Origin of the sequence: Sporosarcina sp. FSL K6-2383, from assembly GCF_038618305.1 — a bacterium.
Lineage (GTDB): Bacteria > Bacillota > Bacilli > Bacillales_A > Planococcaceae > Sporosarcina.
Genome location: NZ_CP152017.1, coordinates 3,507,642 through 3,531,738, shown reverse-complemented (window position 1 = coordinate 3,531,738; position 24,097 = coordinate 3,507,642). Strand labels below are relative to the sequence as shown.

Annotated in this window: 25 protein-coding genes; 22 read left to right on the top strand and 3 right to left on the bottom strand. The window is 38.7% G+C overall.

Annotated elements, in window-relative coordinates:
- Nucleotides 1-23: 23 nt before the first annotated feature.
- The 7 genes from rlmD (at nt 24) to MKZ10_RS17850 (ending at nt 6,878) form a co-directional block, all read left to right on the top strand.
- Complete coding sequence (rlmD, locus tag MKZ10_RS17880; RefSeq protein WP_342506468.1) at nt 24-1,385, top strand: 23S rRNA (uracil(1939)-C(5))-methyltransferase RlmD; 1,362 nt, start codon at nt 24-26, stop codon at nt 1,383-1,385.
- A 219-nt stretch (nt 1,386-1,604) separates the two neighbouring features.
- On the top strand, nt 1,605-2,300 hold the full coding sequence (locus MKZ10_RS17875; RefSeq protein ID WP_342506466.1) for an SDR family NAD(P)-dependent oxidoreductase: 696 nt from the start codon (nt 1,605-1,607) through the stop codon (nt 2,298-2,300).
- Nucleotides 2,301-2,569: 269 nt separating this feature from the next.
- Nucleotides 2,570-3,076, top strand: coding sequence for an RNA polymerase sigma factor (locus MKZ10_RS17870; RefSeq protein ID WP_342506463.1), 507 nt, complete (start codon nt 2,570-2,572; stop codon nt 3,074-3,076).
- On the top strand, nt 3,069-4,010 hold the full coding sequence (locus MKZ10_RS17865; protein WP_342506462.1) for an anti sigma factor C-terminal domain-containing protein: 942 nt from the start codon (nt 3,069-3,071) through the stop codon (nt 4,008-4,010). Before MKZ10_RS17870 ends, MKZ10_RS17865 begins: the two co-directional genes overlap by 8 nt.
- A gap of 505 nt (nt 4,011-4,515) precedes the next feature.
- Complete coding sequence (locus tag MKZ10_RS17860) at nt 4,516-5,184, top strand: DNA alkylation repair protein (RefSeq protein ID WP_342506460.1); 669 nt, start codon at nt 4,516-4,518, stop codon at nt 5,182-5,184.
- A gap of 249 nt (nt 5,185-5,433) precedes the next feature.
- Entirely contained in the window at nt 5,434-5,922 is a 489-nt protein-coding gene (locus MKZ10_RS17855) for an SRPBCC domain-containing protein (RefSeq protein WP_342506458.1), read from the top strand.
- Between the two features lie 41 nt (nt 5,923-5,963).
- Nucleotides 5,964-6,878: a VOC family protein gene (locus MKZ10_RS17850; protein ID WP_342506456.1), complete on the top strand. Its 915-nt coding sequence runs from the start codon at nt 5,964-5,966 to the stop codon at nt 6,876-6,878.
- Nucleotides 6,879-7,028: 150 nt separating this feature from the next.
- On the opposite strand, the gene MKZ10_RS17845 is transcribed toward MKZ10_RS17850, so the two are convergent.
- Nucleotides 7,029-7,727: a dihydropteridine reductase gene (locus MKZ10_RS17845; protein ID WP_342506454.1), complete on the bottom strand. Its 699-nt coding sequence runs from the start codon at nt 7,725-7,727 to the stop codon at nt 7,029-7,031.
- A 419-nt stretch (nt 7,728-8,146) separates the two neighbouring features.
- Between MKZ10_RS17845 and MKZ10_RS17840 the strand changes: the two genes are divergently transcribed.
- The 3 genes from MKZ10_RS17840 (at nt 8,147) to MKZ10_RS17830 (ending at nt 10,070) form a co-directional block, all read left to right on the top strand.
- A complete protein-coding gene (locus tag MKZ10_RS17840) occupies nt 8,147-8,377 on the top strand; it encodes an AbrB/MazE/SpoVT family DNA-binding domain-containing protein (RefSeq protein ID WP_342506452.1) in 231 nt (76 codons plus the stop codon).
- A gap of 170 nt (nt 8,378-8,547) precedes the next feature.
- The gene (locus MKZ10_RS17835) at nt 8,548-9,603 is read left to right on the top strand and encodes an alpha/beta hydrolase (protein ID WP_342506450.1); all 1,056 of its coding nucleotides are present in this window, start codon (nt 8,548-8,550) and stop codon (nt 9,601-9,603) included.
- Between the two features lie 98 nt (nt 9,604-9,701).
- Complete coding sequence (locus MKZ10_RS17830; protein WP_342506448.1) at nt 9,702-10,070, top strand: hypothetical protein; 369 nt, start codon at nt 9,702-9,704, stop codon at nt 10,068-10,070.
- Between the two features lie 10 nt (nt 10,071-10,080).
- On the opposite strand, the gene MKZ10_RS17825 is transcribed toward MKZ10_RS17830, so the two are convergent.
- Nucleotides 10,081-10,791 carry an FAD-dependent oxidoreductase gene (locus MKZ10_RS17825; RefSeq protein WP_342506446.1) on the bottom strand — a complete coding sequence of 237 codons (711 nt, stop codon included), beginning with the start codon at nt 10,789-10,791 and terminating at the stop codon, nt 10,081-10,083.
- A gap of 431 nt (nt 10,792-11,222) precedes the next feature.
- On the bottom strand, nt 11,223-11,702 hold the full coding sequence (locus MKZ10_RS17820; RefSeq protein WP_342506444.1) for a GyrI-like domain-containing protein: 480 nt from the start codon (nt 11,700-11,702) through the stop codon (nt 11,223-11,225).
- A 237-nt stretch (nt 11,703-11,939) separates the two neighbouring features.
- On the opposite strand from MKZ10_RS17820, the gene MKZ10_RS17815 reads away from it, so the two are divergent.
- The 12 genes from MKZ10_RS17815 to MKZ10_RS17760 all read left to right on the top strand — a co-directional run bounded on the left by MKZ10_RS17815 (nt 11,940) and on the right by MKZ10_RS17760 (nt 23,912).
- Entirely contained in the window at nt 11,940-12,902 is a 963-nt protein-coding gene (locus MKZ10_RS17815; protein ID WP_342506442.1) for an HTH domain-containing protein, read from the top strand.
- A 158-nt stretch (nt 12,903-13,060) separates the two neighbouring features.
- Nucleotides 13,061-13,936, top strand: a complete 876-nt coding sequence (locus MKZ10_RS17810; protein WP_342506440.1) for a YitT family protein — start codon at nt 13,061-13,063, stop codon at nt 13,934-13,936.
- 47 nt (nt 13,937-13,983) lie between these two features.
- Nucleotides 13,984-14,550, top strand: a complete 567-nt coding sequence (locus MKZ10_RS17805; RefSeq protein WP_342506438.1) for a DUF4256 domain-containing protein — start codon at nt 13,984-13,986, stop codon at nt 14,548-14,550.
- A gap of 67 nt (nt 14,551-14,617) precedes the next feature.
- Nucleotides 14,618-15,856 (top strand): DUF438 domain-containing protein, encoded by a 1,239-nt coding sequence (locus MKZ10_RS17800; RefSeq protein ID WP_342506436.1) that lies wholly within the window; start codon nt 14,618-14,620, stop codon nt 15,854-15,856.
- A 99-nt stretch (nt 15,857-15,955) separates the two neighbouring features.
- Nucleotides 15,956-16,399, top strand: a complete 444-nt coding sequence (locus tag MKZ10_RS17795) for a YueI family protein (RefSeq protein ID WP_342506434.1) — start codon at nt 15,956-15,958, stop codon at nt 16,397-16,399.
- A 123-nt stretch (nt 16,400-16,522) separates the two neighbouring features.
- Nucleotides 16,523-17,866 (top strand): cyclic 2,3-diphosphoglycerate synthase, encoded by a 1,344-nt coding sequence (locus tag MKZ10_RS17790; RefSeq protein ID WP_342506432.1) that lies wholly within the window; start codon nt 16,523-16,525, stop codon nt 17,864-17,866.
- A gap of 166 nt (nt 17,867-18,032) precedes the next feature.
- The gene (locus tag MKZ10_RS17785; RefSeq protein ID WP_342510273.1) at nt 18,033-18,707 is read left to right on the top strand and encodes a SprT family zinc-dependent metalloprotease; all 675 of its coding nucleotides are present in this window, start codon (nt 18,033-18,035) and stop codon (nt 18,705-18,707) included.
- 86 nt (nt 18,708-18,793) lie between these two features.
- Entirely contained in the window at nt 18,794-19,669 is an 876-nt protein-coding gene (locus tag MKZ10_RS17780) for a radical SAM/SPASM domain-containing protein (protein WP_342506431.1), read from the top strand.
- 280 nt (nt 19,670-19,949) lie between these two features.
- Entirely contained in the window at nt 19,950-20,318 is a 369-nt protein-coding gene (locus MKZ10_RS17775) for an SLAP domain-containing protein (protein WP_342506429.1), read from the top strand.
- An 18-nt stretch (nt 20,319-20,336) separates the two neighbouring features.
- Nucleotides 20,337-21,458: a DUF1835 domain-containing protein gene (locus MKZ10_RS17770; protein ID WP_342506427.1), complete on the top strand. Its 1,122-nt coding sequence runs from the start codon at nt 20,337-20,339 to the stop codon at nt 21,456-21,458.
- Nucleotides 21,459-21,832: 374 nt separating this feature from the next.
- Nucleotides 21,833-23,017, top strand: a complete 1,185-nt coding sequence (locus MKZ10_RS17765) for an FAD-dependent oxidoreductase (protein WP_342506425.1) — start codon at nt 21,833-21,835, stop codon at nt 23,015-23,017.
- A 31-nt stretch (nt 23,018-23,048) separates the two neighbouring features.
- Complete coding sequence (locus MKZ10_RS17760) at nt 23,049-23,912, top strand: RNA polymerase sigma-70 factor (RefSeq protein ID WP_342506424.1); 864 nt, start codon at nt 23,049-23,051, stop codon at nt 23,910-23,912.
- Nucleotides 23,913-24,097: the final 185 nt, after the last annotated feature.

The window sequence follows — 24,097 nt, the reverse complement described above, 5'->3', positions numbered from 1 at the left end:
ATCTGAATTGTGGAGGAAAAATAATGTCTTTTAGTGTAAATCGAAATGAAAAATTGAATGTCTTTGTAGAGGATTTGACGCATGACGGCTCGGGTGTTGCGAAAGTAGACGGCTATCCGCTGTTCATCCCTGGTGCGTTACCTGGTGAAGAAGTGTATATCCAAGTGGGCAAAACGTTGAAAAACTATGGCTTTGCACGATTGTTAAAGGTGACAAAAGAGTCGCCTGACCGTGTTAAACCACCTTGCCATGTATTCTCGGAATGCGGCGGCTGCCAAATGCAGCATTTGTCCTATGAGGGACAGCTCGTACAAAAACGAAAAACGGTGCGTGACGTGATGGATCGCGTTGCGAAGCTACCACATGTGCCTGTTCATCCTGTCAAAGGAATGGACGATCCGTGGCGCTACCGCAATAAATCACAAATCCCTTTCAGTGAGCGCGATGGTAAAGTCGTTTCAGGCTTTTACAAATCACGCACACATCACATCGTCGACACAGATATCTGCCTCATCCAAAGTCACGAGGCAGATGATCTGATGGCTATGTTTAAATATGAACTGCATATGATGGGCATTGACGCCTATGATGAAAAGACTCATCTCGGTATGCTTAGGCATTTAATCGTTCGTAAAGGGCGTACAACAGGCGAAGTGATGGTTGTGTTAGTGACACGCAAAAAGAAATTCACGCAGAAAGATGCTGCGATTGAATTGATCAAACGTGTCATTCCAGGCGTGACGTCCATTATGCAAAACGTCAATGATCAGAAAACGAATGTCATTTTCGGTGATGAAACGATTTTATTGTACGGAAAATCAGTCATCGTCGATTCCATCGGTAACATCGATTTTGAAATATCCGCCCGTTCCTTTTACCAGGTGAATCCAGAACAAACGGAAGTATTATATGGACAAGCACTTGACTATGCACAATTGACTGGGGATGAATCTGTCATTGATGCCTATTGTGGCATCGGTACGATCTCCTTGTTCATCGCCCAACAAGCGAAAGAAGTGTATGGTGTTGAAATTGTTCCACAGGCTATTGAAGACGCGAAACGTAATGCGGAATTGAATGACATCGACAATGCTTACTTTGAAGCAGGGGCAGCAGAAGTCGTCATTCCGAAATGGTACGCCGATGGTAAGCGATTCGATGTGTTAGTCGTCGATCCACCACGCAAAGGTTGTGACGAAGAGCTGTTGAATACGATTTTGGAATATAAACCGAAGCGTGTTGTGTATGTGTCGTGTAATCCAGGGACGCTTGCACGCGATTTACGTATTCTTGAAGATGGTGGGTATCGTACGCAGGAAGTGCAACCGGTGGATATGTTCCCGCATAGTAGTCATGTGGAGTGTGTCGCTTGGTTGGAGATTTAAAATAATATGAATAGCAGGTGAAGAATCGATTTTAACTTGATTCTTCACCTTTTTCATGGTCTATGGAATCAAAAATGTTATACTTGTTATACAACTTTGATTGATTTACTTCTGCAAATGGATCATTTTCTTGAATAAGAGAAGGACTTATTAAGAAGTGAATCGAATCCCTAAGATATTCAATTTAACCGGATAGGTAAAGAAGGAGGAGGATGATGTATGAGTACGTTAGTAATTGTAGGGGCAGGACCTGGTCTGGGTCTTAGTCTTGCGGAGAAATTTGGTAACAAGGATTTTAAGGTGGCATTGATCGCGAGGAAACAAGATAAACTAGATGATTACGTGGTTTCATTATCTAAGAAGAATATAAAAGCTGCAGGTTTCGCTGCAGATGTCACAAATGAACAGCAACTTGCGGATGCATTTGTAAAAATAAGAGAAGCATTTGGTCAAATTGATGTACTTATATATAATGCAGCTGTAATCGCACCAGTCTCTGCTACTGAAACAACGGCCGAATTGGCAAATCAACACTTACAAGTTAATATTATTGGTGGAATTGCAAGTGCGCAGCAGGTCATTCCAGAGATGCTTGAAAGACAACAAGGGACAATTATGTTTACGAGCGGCGGGGCTACCGAATTAACCGCGACGCCATTCCTTACTACGTTAAGTATAGGAAAGTCTGGACTACGCAGCTATGCTCATTGTCTGCATGAAGAACTAGCTGAAAAGGGTATTTATGTAGGTATGCTTTCTATTGCCGGGGTTATTGAGGAAGGTACCTATCTTTCAGCAGATAACATTGCAAGCGAGTATGTAGATATGTATGAAAAGCGTGACACTGTAGAACGATTTTTTATTGACGAAGCAGAAGATTCGGCTGCTGTTTTGAAGGATACGTATACGAAGTAAAATTGAATATATTACTTTGAATGATTGATTATTTGGTGACAGGCACTTGTTACAAACTGTCACTTTAGTTAAGTTCGAGTGACTCATCTCGCTTAAAAAAATATTGCTTTGAAATGATGTGCTATTCTTCAATTAGGAGAGTAGCCTTTTTATTTTGGCAATGAACGTAGACGATGGAATTCCAGGTTTAAATTTACTTTTCATCTTTCTGTAAACTTTATTAAGGTAATAGACTCTTTATTAATGAAGGGCATTAAAAAGGAGGAGCTATGAATTCACAGTTTTTGTTGAAGATATATAATGAACAGGCAAAAATGATTTATTTTTATTTGAAAAAGAACGGTTGTAGTCATGAAGACGCGGAAGATATTGTTCAAGAAAGTTATATGAAATATATTGCTTACAGTAGTGGTGTTCCATCCGATAAAGCCCTTTCATATATTTTTACCATTTCTATGAATGAATTTAAAAAGATGTTGAAGAAGAAGGGCAAAGAACAGGTATTTTCAATTGATGATCATCATTTCTGGAATAACTTTACGAATGACCAAGATATTGAGTCTATGGTCTTAAATAATGAAATGAATCAGGAAATTGCTCTTACGTTAGAACACATTAAGGAAGTTTATAGGCAACTGCTTTTATTAAAATATGAGCTTGAGCTTAGTTATAAAGAGATTTCCCTATTACTAGGAATGAAAGTGGAAACAGTGAGAACTTATTTATTTCGGGCGAGAAAAGAATTTCAAGAGACATGGAGGAATTTACATGGATGAATTTACAGAGGATTTTTTTGATGAGAAGAAGATAGAAAAAGCGGTGAAAAAAGGGAAAAGAAAGACGGTCATAATGCTTATTTTTATTTCAATCATTGTATTTGTTGTTCTCAACGTAGTCAATTTCGCTATTTCAGCTTACTTTAGCCAACAGGCATTTAAGCAATGGGATGCTTACGTCCGACTTAGTACTCCAAATGGCTACATCAGTGAAACTGTAGATTCAAAAGGGCTTTTAGGCGGACAGAGCCATTATAAAGTTTCTAAGGACATGAAAATAAAGTCGTTAGTTATCGAACAAAAACAATATCAATTCGGTTTGAATCCGTCTCTTTTAATTTCAAGAGGTTCTGGTGGTAGTATTGGCGTCACTGGAGATGATTGGCAATTCGGGTATAAGGGGAATGGTTGGCGAGATTTGATGTTTTTCCATCCAGCTATTACTTATAAAAAATACAAAAATGATGAAGACCTGATTAATCAGATACATGGAGATAGAATATACGAAGTGGCGCTCTCCTTTGATAAGCCATACAGGCAGAAAGACCTGCCTTTGTTTGTACTTCCGGAAATGACTTGGTTTTGGGTAAACACCTATAGCGATGGCCAATTAAATACATTCAAACAAGAGGCAGAAGAACACGTTTGGTCTTCAACTTTTGTTAGAGAGCATGAAGCCCTGGGTTTTTCTACAAATTCCCCTGTTTTTTCAACACCTAATTTGGAGTATGAGTATAAAGATTTTTTAAGTCTGTTAAAAACAAGTGCATCTCATGAACATCAGAACGCCTACAGCATTATGAAAGATGTAAATATAGATGAGATGGAAATACTAGGAATAGTTATTTATGGCACAAAGGATGAAATAGCAGATATTATTAAAGACCCTATAGTTAAAGCTTCTTCACTAGGAGGAGTCATAGATAATTATTAATAGCTGTGGAGTGTGTGGAAATTTAAAATAACGTATTGAATAGCCGGTGAAGAATCGATTTTGACTTGATTCTTCACCTTTTTTATAGAGCAGTTTATACAAATCATCATTTAAATGGCTATAATGAGTAGAAAGAGTTGATTTCGGATGACAGGCACTCGTTCAATTATGAAAGTTGAAACAAACATGACAGGCGGTGCTTGAATAGGGATGCTAAGTATAGAGGAATATTTCCCGAAGGAAAAAAGCAGGAATTTGAAATACTGTTAATGTATTATTGGATTCATGATATGGAGGGCGATAATGATTATTGGCAGGAGTATTTGGAAATGGTTTTACCAGCTTTAAAAAAGGAATAGTACAAGGGATGTTCCGATTGTGTGAGTGCCCCTTTAGAGTTCTTAGTCACCCAATCAAACATTTAATTGATAACGAAATTAAGTTCTTGATTTATTCGGTCAAGGACATATTATGAAACAGTGCTTTAATAAAGGAGCTGTATAAAATGAATGAAAATAAAGGTACAGAAATAAAACGCTCTTCAAAAGCAGAAAACATTCTCTCTCAGATCAATAGTAAAACTAAGCTAGGCGACTTACGAAAAATCGCGAAGGACATTAAAAAAGATCACGAACTAGCTATGGAACTTTGGTCAACCGAAGAGTTTTTGCCCAGACTATTAGCAATCTTAATTATGGACAAAAAACTTCTTTCACAAGATTTGCTAAATAAGCTTGATAAGGATATGCGGACTCACACTTTTGATGAGCGAAATAACTTAATGGATTGGTTAATGGCTAATCAGCTCACCAAAGACAAGAAGAACATTGCATTAATGGAGTCATGGGAAAATAGTCCTTCTGCTCTTCAAAGGCGAGCTTTCTGGTATTATCAAGGGCGATTGAGATGGACTGGACAAATACCGCCTGATAACACCGCATACTTGCTATCTGCATTAGAAGCTAATATTACGCAGGAAGAACCGGAAGTTCAATGGGCTATGAATTTCACCGCAGGCTGGATAGGTGTTTATGATGAAAAGAATCGCGCACGTTGTATTAAAATTGGTGAGAAAACGGGTCTTTACAAAGATGAAATAGTATCAAAAGGATGTACTCCCAGCTATTTGCCTGAGTTCATTACAATTGAAGTTAACAAACGTCATAATAATTAGTTACCTCTGAAAAATTCATTAGGGCTTGATGCAAAAAATAAAGGAAACAATGCGTTATAGCAGCTAGTTAGTAAACTAAATTTCTCGGTGCCAGTGACACCCTAATTTTAGAAAAAGGTAGATTATGTACCGAAGTGGTTAGAGGAATTATTGCTTTCATATTTAAAAAAAGACTAAAATAATAACAGATGCAAGGCACCTGTAGAATTCCGAAACGTTAGATAATAATATATTATTGGAGGAGAAATTATGTCTACTAAAATTGAAATTACCCACACACTCAATGCTCCTCGGGAGATTGTTTTTAAGGCATTTAGCCATGCTGAACATCTGAAAAATTGGTGGGGACCAAAAGGATGGGATTTTACTATTTCTACGTTTGAGTTCGATCAGAGCGGCGTCTTCCACTACAGCCAGAAGTCCCCTGATGGCGATATGATGTGGGTGAAATTCATTTATGATGAAATTAGTGTTCCAGAAAAATTTGTGTATACGCAATTCTTTTCCGATGAAGAAGGCAATGTCGTGCGCGCACCAATTCACAATACTTGGCCTCTGAAAGTGCAGAATACATTTACGTTCCTAGAACATGATGGAAAAACAACCCTTACGATGATTCAGACTCCCGTATCGGCAACCGATGAGGAGCTTAAAACCTTTGTAGAATCACAAGATATGATTCAAGGAGGATTCACGGGCACCTTTAATCATTTAGAAGATTATTTATCAAAGAATTGAAACTAGGATAAAAACAGTGAAGTCAAATAGGAGGGGTACAGATGACCGGAACTATCCAAAATATTGTGCCACATTTATGGTATGACAAGGAAGCGCGGGAAGCGGCGGAGTATTACGCCTCCATTTTCCCGGACTCCCAAATTACAAATGTAACAACACTTCATGACACACCATCAGGTGACGCGGATTTGGTCTCTTTTGAGTTGTGGGGACAGAAGTTTATGGCCATTAATGGAGGACCTTATTTCGAATTCAATCCATCTGTGTCTTTTTTCGTTAATTTTGATCCATCACGAGAGAAGGACGCGAGTAAAATGATAGTGGAGGTTTGGAATAGATTGTCTGAAGGTGGAACCGTGCTTATGCCACTTGATCAGTATCCGTTTAGTGAGAAGTATGGCTGGATTCAAGATAGATATGGTTTGTCTTGGCAATTAATCCTTACCAATCCGGAAGGTGAGGAGCGGCCAGCCATTGTGCCTTCGTTACTATTTGTTGGGGATAAATGCGGGAAAGCCGAAGAGGCGCTTCATTTTTATGTATCTGTATTTGCGGATGCAAAGCAAGGTCATATTGCTCACTATCCTCAAGGCATGGAACCTAACAAAGAAGGAACAACTATGTTTGCTGATTTCATGCTTGAGAATCAGTGGTTGGCTGCAATGGACAGTGCGGAAAATCATCCATTCGGTTTCAATGAGGCCATCTCATTTATGGTTTATTGTGACACCCAAGAAGAGATTGATGACTACTGGGATAAGCTGTCTGCCCATCCTGAAGCAGAGCAATGCGGCTGGTTGAAAGACCAGTATGGGGTGTCCTGGCAGATTGTACCGAGAGAAATGGACAAGATGTTGAGCAGCGGTACATCAGAACAGATTGCCCGTGTGAATAAAGCAGTTCTTCAAATGAAAAAACTTGATCTAGCGAAGTTGCAGGACGTATACAAGGAGTAAAAAAGTACCCATTGAATTGATTGTTTTGGACACCCTTCATTCATTTGTCTGCCGTAAGTACTCCACGTATGCGGAGTGTGTGGCTTGGTTGGAGATTTGATGTGTGGATAAGAAAAACGGGAAAGGATTCACCTTTTCCCGTTTTTTAAATCATAAAAAATCAGCCAATTGCTGTTGACGTTTATCGAGCATGATTTGTTCTGGCTTGATCCCTTGTGCACGTAGTAATTCAATGTTCTCCATTAGGAATTCATCACTGCCAACGATATAGAATAGTCCATCTTTATCAGCAACTAGATTTTTCACTTCATTATAGTAATCTTTCCGATTATCGACGAACTGTGATACGAACTTCTTATCAGGTGCGGATTCAAAAATAGTAGTGAATAGGAAATCCTTTGACGAGTCGATGTTCAAGGAATGAACTTTATTAACGTTTTCCGCACGTTCGAAGTAATCTAGTACAAGTGGTCTGAAAGTTGCCAGGCCAACGCCTGATGACAGTAGATAAACATTTTTGTCTTCTCTTTTAAGTGGTATGTTCGAATGCGTTTTAAATATCGCAACTTCATTGCCGACTTCAAGATTTCTTAAGGTTGCTTTAAACTCGGAGCAATGTTCTTTGATACGTGTTGTAATACCAATTGAATTCTCATGGGGTAGAGTGGAGATCGACATGTGGCGAATTAAGCCGCGGTTCGGTTTCTCGCCAGCATTAAAACCTTTCAGTGCGAAGTGGGTGTGTGAACCTTCCTCCCATGAAAAGTCTTCAGGACGGTCGAGCAAGTATGTTTTCACTTCAGGAGTTTCGTCAATAATTTTATTTATTTTAGTCCAGTATATTTGCATCGTACTCTCCCCTTACATAATTATATTTCCCCTCACTATCTACTATATAATAATTGATAATGATTATCAATTAAATAGTTTGCTAGTACTTGGAATCGCAGACGCTCATACAAACGTGAAAGTTGTTACATTCTTGGTTTGTTCAAATTAACAGGAAGGCTTGCGTGACTGGCATCACACAACACACACGAGCAAGCTGCGCATAATCAGAATCTAATATAGTATTCAACATCAACTGAAACGTTCGTTTCAATAAATATCAATGCCAAATTATGCTGGATTCAATAGAAGTTCAGTCCTTTTTCATTTGTTCAAAAGTTGTTATCCCTTGAACTATCACTGGGATAATTATATAGTTGGTATGAAAAGTAATACTTGTATGAAATGTTATAACCTAATGAAGAAAGGGTGGATTTATAGTGGCACATCCAGATGGAAAACACATTTTTGGTACTGTGAAAGTAGGGACAAAAGGACAGATTGTCATTCCAAAAGAGGCAAGAGACATATTTAATATTCAGCCTGGAGACTCTCTATTAATGTTAGGTGACGAAAAACAAGGTATAGCATTGGTTAAACAAGAATTATTCTTTGAATTTGCTGATGCTATTTTAAATTCAAAGTCTATAAAAGAAACCGATAAGGAATGAGAAGCGAAATCAAATATTGAAATTAGGGTTTAAACTATTTAACTTGAATCAGCAGGGAGTTTAAACTCCCTGCTGATTCAAGTTAAGCCTCCGACGTACAGGACGTGGCGTTATTGTCGGCCGGCGGATGTTTCTGCTTGTATTCAGCACATCCTTTAAAGGGGAGGAGTATGAAGAAAATGATTATTATTGGATTAGTATTGCTAGTCATAGTGCTACTAGTGGGATCCTATTTGTATACGAACATGACCTATATGAAAAAGCCGTTGAAGAAAATGTACAATGCAGGATTTACTGAAAAACAAATAAAATTAAAGGATGGCACAGTATTAAACTACGGTGAAGGTCCGAGGAATGGAAAAACAGCATTGCTATTAATTCATGGGCAAGGTATGAATTGGAAGGATTATGCCAAAGTGTTGCCTGAACTATCCAAGCACTATCATGTGTATGCGGTGGATTGTCATGGACATGGAGAGTCTGATTGGAATCCAAAAAAATATACAGCTAAAGCAATGGCGCGGGATTTTGCTGAATTTATTGAGATAGAGATTGGTGAAAGAACAGTACTATCTGGTCATTCGTCCGGGGGGATGATTGCAGCATGGATGGCGGCATATTATCCTGAACTCGTGCTTGGCACAGTGATTGAAGATTCACCATTCTTTTCAACGGAACTAGATAGACGGGAAAATACATATGTTTGGGTTTACGGTTTTCAAATGTATCAAGACTTCAAAAATCAAAATGAAGTGAAAGATTATTTTACTTATTCATTAGAGCGCAGCTACTGGAAGAAATTATTTGGGGATTTTCTTTGGAAAAGATTTTCGAAAGATGCGGTTAGCTATCATGAAAAACATCCAAATGAGCCAGTACATTTATTTTATTTACCTCCACAAATCAATAGGATGTTTGAAGCTGAAACTTATGCATATGACCGTAAATTTGGGGAGACATTTTACGATCATTCATGGTTTGAAGATTATAAGCAGGAAGAAGTGTTGTCGGAAATTAAGAGTCCAACTGTGTTTTTAAAAGCGAAAACTACTTATGACGATGACTTATTGGTAGCGGCGTTATCAGATGAGGACGCGGATCGAGTAGTAGAATTAGTAGAACAAGGAATCAGAACAGACATTGATACTCCTGGGCATGATATTCATTACGATAAACCAAAGGAATTTACGGAGATTCTGATTAGTTTTTTGGAAGACTTAAAATAGATGTAGAAAACTCACAAAGCATCTGAAATAGTTTAGGGTGTCAGTCATAAACCGACACCCTAATTAAATCGCAGGAACCAAGGGAGGTCAGTATCCGTATGGAAAACGTATCAAATGTTGATAAATTGGAATCAATAAAGTCCTTTCAATCGACAATCGGCAAGCTCGAGAATACATTGGCTACGATGACTCAGAAAGGTGCCAATACTACTCTAGTAAAAAAACGACTCCAGGCTAGTTATGTAGGCTTAGCCATGCTAGAATACTTTTGGAATCAAAGACCCCATCACTACACCCAGGAAGACTTAAAGGAAGCTCGCAATATTCTTACTGGTTTACTTCCTTCGATTGAGAACAGTTATGCTAAGTTAAAGGCAGGGAGTAGCCCCCAAAGAACGCTTTTAGATAGGAGAATTAAAGCGTTGGAGCTAGCTGTACAGTCGACTGACAATCTGTCCAATGAATAAGAGTTATTCATTAATAGCCAAAAAAGGAATCCTTTTTGATATTGCGTTTTGAAATCTTTTTGCCTTGCAAATAAGTAGACATAGAATTGACCATTGATTTTGATCCTGCAATAAAGTAATTAGCATTGTCCTTATATAGGCTGATAAATTTATCCACTTCTTCATGTAAGTCGTCTCTTGAATCAAGGTAAGTAATATTTATAGATGATTTCCTAGCAATACGATCAAGCTCGTCTTTAAATAAATATGAATTTCCACTATCCATATAAAGTAGATTAATTTGTTTCTCGTTTGTATTCCAATCTGCCTCTACTTGTTTCAATATAGCTCGAAAGGGTGTAATTCCAACTCCGCCGGCTATTAGGAGAGAAGGATTATTATTATCTTCTAAATAAAAACCTCCTACTGGTCCAGCCATTCTGATTGTCATGTCCTGTTTCAATTCCAACATTGCTTTCTTAAAGTCACTTGGGTTATCACCAATACGGGTTGTTATTCGAACAACATTCTCCACGGTTGACGATGCTATAGTAAATGGTTTTGTAGAATTTTTCACTTTTTTATGAGTAATGCTAAACAAACCATGTTGCCCTGCTTTCCAGGTTACATCTTTCTCTTTTTGAAATAGGAAGGTATACACACCTTCTGATTCTTTGTAGCTTTCCAAAAATATTAAATCTCTCTTTTTGAATATGGATAATGTATCTCGAAAAAAACTCATTTCACCATCTCCTTTTTTAAAGCATAAAACAGATCACTTGTTGGCAACAGAAACCATCTGTGATCTGTTTTATGATGTTGATTTAAAAGAGCCATCTAGGTATATAAGTTGAACTTATAGTCCCTATATTATTCAGTTGATTGGAGTGCGGAGCGGCGACTCCTGCGGGAACAGCGCGAGCTGAAGACCCCGCAGGAAGAGCCGTCATGAATAACGGTTTTGCGACCGAAAAGTGAAGCGTTTGGGAGCAACGGGGAAGATGCCTTAATTTCTACAAAAAGACGTAGAAATTAAGGCAAATCGAACCCTTCGCTGTTCGATTGGCTGAAGCCGTGCCCGCGGAAAGCGTCCGCTCGGAACGGAAATCAACGGGTAGTCGTATTATTGAAATCCACCTATATAGGAGAATTTCCAACCCGCCTTTTAGCTCTTTAATTTCTTACAACAGGGATCCACATTTCACCATAAACTTTGCCGTCTTCTTGTCCCATCACAACCGCTGCATTTGGACCACCGACATAGGATACATCGGTTACTTCCATCAGGACTTGGCCAAAGGCAATACCAGTAAGCTTGTTACTCAACTCTTCATCTGTATTCGCTTCCCCTTTAACAACGATGTATTCGCCTTCAGGAAATTGGATCAGTCTAGTTGCTTCAGGTAAAGTTTCCTCCGTCATAACACCCGCGTAATGCATCATCTTGTTATTCACTGCTTCGTTTACAACGAAAATATAGTCATTTTTGGCGAGCGTTTTTAGCTTATCAATTGTTCCATCTTGATTGACAGCTTGCCAAAAGTCTGCCTTTTCCTTGTTAATACCAGCAAAGTCTGTGTAATCACTCTTAAGCTCTGTTCCAATTCCTAAAACAGTAAAGCTGTTCTTTTCTTCTAAAGTATAATTTGCCATTTCAAAATTCCTCCTTTTAAAATCAAACACGCCTCGGCGTGATTGTGTCCAGATTTTGAATTGAGCTTGCTCAATTAACTCCCTTCAAAATCTATGACATCCGCCGGAAGCCTTAACTTTATTCAACTGGGGTTGGCCTCTGCTGAATAAAGTTGAACAAATAATTTGTTTTCTTATTTGTTAAGTTTATAATAGCATTGAATCATGTCAAAAAGTGACACTGTTTAGGAGGTCAAAATGAAAAAAGTTGAACGGATTAATACAATCATGCGGTATATCAACAACCGATCTTACTTCACAATTACTGAAATTATGCGGGAATTTAATATCTCCCGCTCAACTGCGATTCGAGATATTCGAGAAATTGAAGCGATGGGGATGCCACTAGATGCAGAGGTTGGAAGGGATGGCGGCTATTCTGTCATGAGCAACTCCATCCTTCCTTCTATTCGCTTTACCGATAATGAAGTCAAAGCGCTTTTTATTGCTTTTATGGCCTCAAGAAATCAACAGCTGCCCTATTTAAAAAGTCGCCAATCTTTAGCTGAAAAATTACTTGGCCTTATTCCAGAAAATCAACAAGATACCCTCGTTTTATTAAATCAAATCTTGCTATTCGAAGGGACCAATCCTAACAATCCAGATTTACTTGATCTATCAGACCTCCCTCATCCTATGTTAGAAAAACTTATCCAGCTGCTTCTTTTGGATAGCCATGTATTGATTACCACCAAAGAGGGCAAGGAAATAAAGTCTTATCTCATTTACACCTTGCATCTTTATCGTGAAAAAAGCCTATGGCAAATTGAAGGGTTTGACTTAAAGGAAGAAAAGAGAAGGATTTTTCCTGTCGACCACATCACGGATGTAAAACCATACATCGCAAAGAAAAGAGTAACTAAGAAAAAGATTTTGGAAAAACTAAGTAAGCAGGAGGAAATAATCAACCTCGTTATAGAATTGGGTCCAAAGGCAATTGCTCAGTTCAAAAAATACCATCCTTTAAGGTTTTCAATTTCCTATACAAATCCCTACCAAGCTACAGCAGTTCTGAAAGCTTTTATCAATGTTAATATACCCGAAGAATTGGCTGATATAACAAATTGGCTGCTTTTCTTAGGTGAGGATATCAGGTTTAGGGAAGTGCCCGAAGAAGTCTTGAAATGTTTACAAGATAGATTAGGCTTATATCATCAATAAGCGGTGGACATGAATTTTCGTGGTGACACTTTTTTGACAAGCTGATTTGATAAATGAAAATTATGACTAAAAGTGGCATAATATATAATAGAGAGCGGCTATAATGATGATTTTCATCCTTATTCAAGCGTCAATAAATGAAGATTGGTGGAAAATAAATGGGGACTGTTAGTGGGGCAAAAAAAACAAATAGATTTAAAATGGTATTACAGGCGATAGCCGTTATGATTGGTGCATTTATAACCGCATATGGACTTGAGGCGGTGTTAATTCCGAATAATGTCTCAGATGGTGGCGTGACGGGACTAAGTATTGTAGGTTCACAATTATTTGGTTTGCCTCTTGGTATTTTAATTGCAGTACTGAATATTCCATTCGTCATTTTGGGGTATTACCAACTTGGTAAAAGTTTTGCGTTGTATTCTGTGATTGGCATCGCTTCACTCGCATATGGGACGAGCGTTATGCATCGCATCCCCACAATTATAGAAGGAGATACGTTGTTAGTAACAGTCATTGGAGGTATTATCATCGGTGTTGGGATGGGGATCGCCTTACGCAATGGTGGTGCGTTGGATGGGATTGATATGTTAGCAGTACTACTTTCCCGACGATTACCTTTTGGAACGAGTGACCTTATTTTATTCTTAAACTTATTTGTGTTTATTGTTGTCTCGTTCGTATTTGGTCTTCAAGGAGCTTTCTTATCAGGAATTGCCTATTTTATCGCATCTAAGGTGATAGCACTCGTTGAAGAAGGGTTAAGTGGCTCTAAGACCTTTAAAATTATAACAAATCAACCAGAATTAATGGTTGAAACGATACGTGAACGATTAGGCCGTAGTGCAACGTATAGCCAAATTGAAGGCGGTTTTTCAAACGAAAACTTTAAAGAAATCACTTGTATTATTAACCGTCTAGAGGATAGCAAAATGAAAGAAATCATTCATGAAATCGACAAACATGCTTTTGTAGCTGTGTATGATGTGGCAGAAGTGAAGGGCGGCAACTTCAAGAAAAAAGAGATGCATTGAGCGCTGTTCTTTAGGTGATTGGCACCATAATAAAGGAGGAAATTAAAATGGCGAATAGAAACAAGGAATTGTTACAAGAACAACGTGAGGAATTACTCAAGAAATTAAAGCTTCGTTTTGAGGCAAACATGAATCGTCATCAGGGACTTGAATGGGCTGAAGTCCAAACGAAGCTGGAAGCGAACGCTGAAAAACTGTGGTCGGTTTATGAGATGGAACAAACTGGTGGTGAACCGGATGTTGTTCGCTATGATAAAGAGTTAGACGAATATACTTTTTATGATTGTTCTGCTGAAAGCCCTAAAGGTCGCAGAAGTATTTGCTACGATCTTGAAGCACTGGAGGCTCGGAAAAAACATAAACCGGAAAATAATGCGATGAGTATGGCTACCGATATGGGCATAGCACTTTTAACGGAGGAACAATATAGGGAATTGCAGGAGCTTGGCAATTTCGATTTGAAAACGTCTAGCTGGGTGCAAACACCTGCTAACATTCGAAAGCTAGGTGGAGCTCTCTTTTGCGATTGTCGTTATGACACTGTCTTTACCTATCATAATGGGGCAGATTCTTACTATGGCGCCCGCGGTTTCCGAGGCTCGCTAAAGGTTTAAATTTTTGTTTTGTATACAATAACACTGAATACCTTATAGCATCAAAAATTGATATGAGGTGGAAAAAATGTTGAATGTACAATTTGATATAAAAAGAATTCATATTTTAAAAGAACTCTTACTTCGCTTACGACACGGAGGTTCATCAGAAAAAATCCAATCAGATTTTGAACAATATTTTAAACAAGTGAGTGTTGTTGATGTATGGCTCATACAATTAGAATTACTAAATGGTGACTACGGCATTACAATTGAGGATGTTAAGCGGTTTTCGAGTATCCATCCTGATTTATATGGCAGCATAACGAATGTAACGGAAACATTCGACATTTATCATCCAGTTCAAATTTATAAAGAAGAAAATACCGCCTGTCAAATTGTTTTGAATCAAATCAATCGCCTTTTGGAATCAATGGAAGAGAATCAACCTTTAGAAACAGATAGGCTAGACGAATTAAGGCATTTACTATTTCGATTAGGAGAATTTCATAACCATTATAATCGTAAGGAAAAGCTCTTTTTTCCGATCATGGAACGATATGGCCATTATTCTCCTATTAGAACCGTGTGGTTGGTGGATGATCAGATTCGTGTCTTATATCAGGCTGCTAAAAGACAAATCGTCCAACTTCCAGACGGAGATTTTGCACGCTTTCGAAAAAGATACGATGCGTTTGAAACGAAGTTTAAGGAAATGATTTTTCAAGAAGAGGCAATACTTTTACCAATCCTTCAATCGATATTTAGTGAAGATGATTGGCTAGCCATTGCTAGTGAAAGCGATGCGTTTGGCTATACGATGATCGAAGCTCCTATTGAAAGATGGACGCCTAAATCTGTGGATGTAGATAAAGCCACAACTGAACCATCGACAACTCAAGATGTAGTTTTTGGCGGGGGCGGCTACTTAACGACAGAAGAAGCCACACTCATTTTCAACAATCTACCATTGGAAATAACATTTGTTGATAAAAATGATCTGTTTAAATACTTCAATGAAATGACAGAAGCATCAGAAATGATGCTAGTGCGTACGCCTATTTCCATAGGGCGTAACGTAGCAAATTGTCATCCACCTAAAAGTTTGAAGAAGGTCATGACATTAATTCGTGATCTTAAAACAGGTAAACGAACCTCTGAAAGTATGTGGTTCAAAAAGAATGATCAATACATTCATCTTACTTATAAAGCGATTTCTAATGAAGCAGGAGAATTTTTAGGCGTATTGGAATATGTCCAAGATATTCAGCCTTTCTTTGAATTGCCTAGTAAAGTAAAAACAGGACTAAGTGTACTTGAAGAATAAATTGTCTGTCATCCGTGTAACTATGCTGTGTGCTAGTGTAGTCATATCAATTGAAGTAGTAGCACAAGTATAATCAGATTTGGCGGGAGGTGTATTTCGGTGTCAAACAATGTGGATGATTATCTTCAGCGCGGCTTTTATGGCGCTAAAGAAACGAAGCCAGCAGAACGCCGGAAATTTCTTGGTACAATTCGTGAACGTATCGTGATTGCTCTTACGCAGGAACAAGTGAGAGAAAGCGGTATTTATCAACAAGTCGAGGAGGCCCTAAAAGGAAATAGAGAGGCCCGTCTATACTTGAATGGACATATGTATTATGAAGAGTTGTCGAAATATGTGAAGGTCGCTTCCAAATATCATGTGGATTTTACAATCGTCACCAATAAAAATCATCAATCTAAAATTGGTCTAGTCCTCGCATATGACTATGCGATTGATAAAGATGAGATTTATGTAAAAAAAGAAATCCCGATTGCGAAGCCGTTAAAAAAGGATAAGAGTGGATTTTATGCAACATTATTAAAAGTATTCAAGAAGAGTTAAGTGAATAAAGCATCATATCGTACATTATACCTTAACGTAGGGTCACTCTTTCAAAAAAAATGTTGTATTAATATTCACTAAAGGTTATAATTATGAAAATTGTAATTCTAGGAGTGAATTTTGATGGAGAGAAAAAATACAATTATTATAGGTGCTGCAGGAAGAGACTTCCATAATTTTAATACTGTTTATCGTAATAATGAAGCGTATAATGTTGTCGCTTTTACGGCAACTCAAATACCTGATATAGATGGACGTAAATATCCAAGTGAATTAGCAGGTGAACTTTATCCAGAGGGGATTCCGATTTATTCACAAGACCAACTGCCGACGTTGATTGAAGAGTTGGATGTGGATGAATGTGTGTTTGCATACAGCGATATTGCATATGAAGATGTGATGGGTATTGGTGCAATTGTCAATGCAGCGGGTGCGAATTTCACGCTTCTTGGACCAAAAGGGACGCAGTTAAAGAGTAATAAACCAGTTATTTCGGTTTGTGCTGTGCGTACTGGAACGGGTAAAAGTCAAACGTCACGAAAAATTATTGAAACGCTGTTGGAGCACGGTTTAAAAGTTGTTGCAGTGAGACATCCAATGCCTTATGGCGATTTAAATGCTCAACGTGTTCAACGTTTTGCGACAGTGGAGGACTTGAAGAAACATAATTGTACAATTGAAGAAATGGAAGAGTATGAGCCACATGTGGCCCGTGGAAATATTATCTATGCAGGTGTTGATTATGCAGATATTTTAGCGGCAGCTGAAAATGATCCGGATGGCTGTGATGTTATTTTATGGGACGGAGGAAATAATGATTTCTCTTTCTTCCAGCCCGATTTAGCGGTTACTGTATTGGATCCGCATCGTCCAGGTCATGAGTTGAAATACTATCCTGGTGAAGTGAGTTTACGAACAGCTGATGTTGCGATTATTAATAAAATTGATAGTGCAACGGCAGAAGCCATTCAAATTGTTGAAAATAATATTAAATTTGCAAGCCCTACTAGTACGATTATTAAAGCGGAGTCAAAAATTACGGTTGATAATCCAGAAATCATTGTTGGGAAACGTGTATTAGTCGTTGAAGATGGTCCGACGTTAACACACGGGGAGATGAAAATTGGTGCAGGTACAGTTGCGGCCGAACGTTTAGGCGCCAAAGAATTAGTTGACCCACGTCCATTCGCAGTTGGTTCATTAATCGATACGTTTAACAAATATCAACATGTTCAAAGCGTCTTGCCTGCGATGGGGTACGGTGAACAACAATTGAAGGATCTTGAAGAAACTATCAATAATACGGACTGTGATGCGGTAATTATTGGAACACCAATGGATTTATCCCGTATTATTACGATTAATAAACCATTTACGCGTGTGCATTATGATTTAGACGAAGTTGGTGGTCCTAATTTAAGTGGGATTTTAAAAGGGTTTATACAAGAACATATGGCTGTAAAGTAACTATCCGATACGAAAGCGCGGGGATTCTTTAGTGAATCCTTGCGTTTTTTAATTGAGCGGAAGAGGTACCATGTTCCGGTAGGGATAGGGTATGATTATCTTAAGATGTCCAGTTATGAAAATGATGCGCTCTGAAGCTTGTCAAAACCATTAAGACTTCTTCTACATTGAAGGGAGAAAGAACGAACTGAAAGTTACAATTGAAAATGAAATTCTCAAAATTAATGTCCAGTATAGCAGTAGGAAGAAGTTATCCATTCATATAGATCCGTTTGGTTTTATAACGGTTAAGGCACCAAAAGGTACAAGTGAAGAACAGATTGTCAGTGCAATCGACAGTAATGGGAAACAGATTTTAGCGAAAATCCATGAAATCGTAGCAGCTCGGGAAATCCCAAAGGCAAGGGAGTATCATACAAAGGGAAAGTTCTTGTACCTCGGGAAAGAACATTTTCTTCATGAATTAATCGAGATAAATGGATTAGATGAGGAGACTCTCAAGAGAAATCTCAAAAGGTTCTATATCAACAGTTGTAAGGCGATTACAGCAGAACGGGTAAAAGTCTATCAAAAACAACTTAAAGTAAATCCTAAAATGATTGAAATAGTGGAGTCCAAGGCGAAATGGGGAAGTTGTAGTTCGGATAGAAATCTAACCTTTAATTATCGGTTGGCAATGGCCCCGATTGAAGTCATCGATTACGTGGTTATCCATGAGTTATGCCATATACATCATATGAATCATGATCGCTCATTTTGGAGACGGGTGGGTAGTATTATGCCAGATTATAAAGAGAAAGAAGAGTATTTGGCGAGGAATGGGCATTTGATGTATCTTTAACGAAGTATTACCCTCAAAGTTAGTAAACTTTGTTAAAGTGAATAAGGATATATTGATAATTAAAGAACTGGAATGGTGAATAAGTCTTGAAAACATTTAAAAAAGTGTATGTTGAAATCATAAGCGTTTGTAATCTTGCGTGCAGCTTCTGTCCTCCGACAATCAGGGACCCCAAAATTATTAAGCTGGATGCCTTTAACGACATTTTAGATCAGCTTAGTCCCCACACGAAGTATATTTATCTTCATGTAAAAGGTGAACCGCTTATGCATCCAAGAATCGATCAATTATTGGATGCTGCGCACGCCAAGGGATTTAAGGTGAATATCACGACGAATGGGACGCTTATTAAGAAAAATGCCAAGAAGTTACTGGGGAAACCAGCTTTGCGTCAAATAAACTTTTCGTTACATAGTTTTGACGGACACGAAGGCTCAGAAAATCGGGAAAAGTATTTGGGCGATATTCTTGAATTTGTACGTGAGGCTAAAGAATTTAGTACGATTATTTCGTATCGTTTATGGAATCTTCAACAAGAACATAAAAATGATGTAGCGAAGAGAAGAAACCGTGAAACGTTGGAGATTTTGGAGAATGAGTATGACTTAGACTTCAGGATTGAAGAAAAAGTACAGCCAGGTAAAGGCGTAAAAATTACGAACAACGTCTATCTCAATCAAGACCATGAATTCCAATGGCCGAGTCTGCTGGCCCCTGAGGATGATGGCAAAGGATTTTGTCATGCACTTCGCAACCAAGCTGCTATTCTTGTAGATGGAACAGTTGTCCCTTGCTGTCTCGACGGAGAAGGCGTCATCAATTTGGGAAATGTGAAGGAAACATCTTTTTCTGACATTATCGAGGGAGAGCGAGCAACTAATCTTGTCGATGGTTTTTCTAGAAGAGAAGCAGTTGAAGAAATGTGTAGGAAGTGTGGGTATAGACAGAAATTTGGGGTTTAGTAAATTATAACTTTGATTTGTTGTTGGCAGTGAAACTAAAAAAGTACTTGATTCCAAAATTAAAACCATAGATACTCTTTCAAATAATGAAAAGAGTGCCTATGGTTTATATTTTTTTCCGCAATTAAGGTGGTCTGTCTTAGGCGTATTTTTACTTCCCAAATGATGATTCTCCTCTTCTCCTTATCCCCTCTTTAAGGTCCCGCCAAGGATAATAAACAAAGAAATTCCTGTTACAATAGAAAGACCATTAATTGCGCGACCAAACGGAGGAGGAACGATGATGCAAAAGCTATATTTTGAATCCGCATGGGATAAAACAATTGCCCCAAGTGATCGAGAAAAAATCGGAAAAACATTCCAAGAACAAGCACTGCACCTTGAGGATGGCATTCATTTTACATTTCTATGGAAAGCTAAAAATCATAAAGGTGAATTATTAATTGCTGTGCTTATTCATAATTGCGAGGAAACCACCTTACATATACAAGATGCAATTGTTACTTACCTAGAAAGGGATGAGAAAATCGCTACAAGTCTATTCAGTGTGCCTTGTGAGATTGCTGGAAAAACAACAATGCCCTGGACATTTATTTTTTCAGAATCCAATCAGATATCACAGGCTGCACAATATGTGATTCAAAATTAGAGAACTATATACAGGGAGTTGATTCAAATAAAAACGAAAGTCAAAGATCGATTTATCTACTTTTTTGTGGAACCCAATATCGTTTTTGTTTATCACATAGAAACAGAACAATACGTAACGATGTCAGGTTTTATGGATAATCTAGACAAGATTGAGACATTTGAAATCAATCATGAAGCCAATTTTAAAACGTTTGATCACAGGGGAAACCAGCCGATTGAAGAAATAGGATTCTTTATAAATCAGGATGGTATGAATGAGATGGTAGAGGAAATCAATCAGCAGATTCAAAAGGCTCGACAGGTAAAGGGACCCGAGGATCAATTGGGTGCGGTGCATATCGTTACTTCAGAATCGGCAGCAGGTTCTTTAAGAGTAGGACTTGAAAAACCGAATACTGTCATTGGATTTCCAGACAGCTTTTCGACTGGACCGTTGTGGAAGTTAGATAAAGAAGTGGGTCGAAACTTCCGAAAAGAATGGCTATTTGAGAATATTAACTATGAGTTTGATGATTATGAACAGGACAATAAAGTGAGCAATACGTTGCGTGAGATTGAGGATATAGCTGGTCATAGGCAAATTTATCTTTGGTATGGAAATAATGCTGATGAACAAATAGGTCTCCGATTTTTTCTTTATTTATTGCGAGATAAAGCAAATGAGATTTTTCTTGTGAATTCTACGGAACTCTATAAAAAATCCAATGCTGCTGAAGAGGGACAACCTATTTTTCATACGGGGCAAATGGAATCGGAAATTGTAAGGACATTTTCTGAGAAAAATAAAGAAATTAAACCATTATCAGATATCATGCGGACTCAATTTCATCGGGAGTGGGAAAAACTAGCCCAAACGAAAGATGTTTTACGTGTGTGGAAAGACAATGAAATTCAAGGTGTGCCAGAACATCATTATGATCCTCTTATCCTTGAAACACTGAAAAAGCTTCATGATGAGCAAGGATCGAAAGATTTTATCAAGACAGGAAGTTTGCTTGGAGAAATAGTGGAGCGAACAGATACGCATATAGATATTTTCTTTTTAGAACATAGAATTCGGTATTTAGTATACAGTGGGGCACTCGAGTTAAAAGGAATACCCAAGTCAATGAGGCATTATAGTGTGAGATTTCGGTGATTTAAAATAAATGAGTATGACAAATATACAGTAAAGGTGCTAGCGCTTAAAACAATGAAAAATTGTTTGGAGTGCTAGCACCTTTCAGTTTTCATGCTTTCAAAAAGCATCGATCATTTGCTTAGGGTTATCGATCAATTGCCAGTGATTATCGATCAATCTAAAGAAGTTATCAATCATTTGCTCGTAGATATCGATCAATTCAACAGAGTTATCGTCATTTCGGGACTTTAGAATCACGGAATTTTGGTTCCGTTTTTTGCGGAAGCATAATTTTTCAAACACAAATAATCGGCAGTCGTCGATAAATCGTTGTTGTCACAAAATGATGCCTTAACTCGTCTTATTTGTAAATGAAATAAGGGGTGGCTGCAATGAAAGAATTGACATGCATTGTCGTAGGTGGAGGATATGCGGGCATTAATGCAGTTAAAGCGATTCAAAAAAGGTTTAAAGGTGAAGCAAGTAAACGAAAACTTCGAGTTATTTTAATAGACAAGAACCCCTATCACTTTCGCAAAGTATTGCTTTTTAAGCCCGCGGTCGGAGACGAGGATATCACTGTTCCTTTAACTAGGCTGTTTCCTGATGGAGTCGAATTCGTTCAGGCGACTGTTACGAAAATCGAATCGAAGGAAAAAAGGTTGATTTTCCGGGATGCTGAAACCAATGAGAGTTCGCTGAAATATGACATTCTTGTCTTGGCGGTTGGGAGTGTTGTACGGCAACCTGATTCTAATCAGGGAGGGCTAGCGTTGGCGAGTTTAGAGGCTGCGCAGAAGATTCGGGAGTCATGGCGCGTGAATTTACAGAAAGCCATTCAGGAAAAAAGTACGAAAGAGCGTCAAAGATTAATGACCATTGCCGTTGCGGGAGCAGGCATAAGTGGCATCGAGACATCTGCTGAACTAGCTTATTTCATTCGTAAAGATGCGGCGAAATTAGGACTTGACCCGGATGCTGTGAGAATAAAATTATGTAACGCGAACAAGAGATTGTTCTCAAATGGTCCGGAAAAGGTAGGACTCAAATTGGAACGTTCACTTGGTGCTTGCGGAGTAACAGTCTTGCATGAGAGCAAGGTACTGCATGAAAAAGAAGGAACGCTAACCTTACCGAACGGCGAAACAATGCCCGTTGGCTTATGTATCTGGACGCTAGGATTGTTACCTAACCCAATGTTGCAAAGTATCGGGTTGCCAATTACTTCGGAAGGATACGTGATTGTAGATGCAAGTTATCGGGTTCCAGGAGCTGATGGTGTATACAGTATTGGTGACTGTGCGCGAATCGTAGACCCCGCTAGCGGACGGTTGGACGGGAAGACATGTAAGGAAGCAACTTTTCAAGCAGCAAGGCTTGGAAAGATTTTAGTGGCGGATATTATTGGGCGTCCAGCACCTTCACATAAGAGGGGTATTGACTTATTTTGCTTTTCTTTAGGTCCGGGGCAAGGAATGTTATGGACACATCAATGCGGTTTAGATATTATTTTTACAGGAAAGCTGGGTTGGCGAATGAGGAAATTCACTTGGGATTCAGCAAGTCTGTTAAAATAACGTAAACGAAGGATAAGAATGGAGTTGTAGGATGCAAGAGTTATATGAGCAATATAAAGGACTACTATTTACGCTTGCCTACCAACTGACAGGATCGGTCCACGATGCGGAAGATGCTGTGCAAGACGTATTCCTAAAGTTGTATGACGTTGAGCGGGAAAGTTTGGTTGATCCGAAAGCATATCTGTGCAAAATGGTCACTAATCACTGTCGGGATGTATTCAAGTCGGCGCGAAAACGACGGGAACAGTATGTCGGCCAGTGGCTTCCCGAGCCCCTTCTTACCTCGAATGATGAATTGTTTGAATCGGTTGTTCAAGGTGAGTTGTTGTCCTATGCTATGCTCGTGTTGCTTGAAAGGCTGTCTCCAACGGAAAGGGCAGTGTTCGTACTTCGCGAGGCGCTTGGTTTTGAATATGTAGCTATTGCCGAGCTTGTTGACAAAAGCGAAGCGAATTGCCGCAAGCTAAATAGCCGTGCGAAAGGAAGGATGGGGATTAGCCCTGATGAGTCAGTCTATCCCGAAACAGAGAGCGAGGAGTGGGTACGTCGATTCCTAGCGGCTCTTGAACAGGGAAACGTGGATACAGTTGTAGCCATGCTCGCAAAAGATGTCGTATTGGTCTCTGATGGTGGAGGGAAAGCGTTCGCCGCCGCCAATCCTATTGAATCCCGTGATTTCGTCGCGCGGTTCCTTTTCGGGTTAATGCGTAAGTTACCTCAGTACTCAGGAGGCATGCATCTCGAAATGAGGGATATCAATCGCCAAACGGGGCTTGTTGTCTATTCAGACGAAGGCATCGACACTGTTGTGCTAATGCATGTCGAGAAAAATTCAATTCGCAATTTATACTTTGTTCGGAACCCAGATAAGCTAGGACATTTGTTGAACTGAAAAAAATATCTATATGAGTTGAACCAGTGATTTTATGAAATCTCCAGCGAAGGCGCCTTACAGGGATAGCCGAAGAGATAAGATTGACAGTGACTTTCTATCTAGCTTATCACGGGAGGCATCCACTAGCGCGGAGCGTTGTAGATAGGATTACGTCAACATACTTAGTTCTAAAACTAAGTACT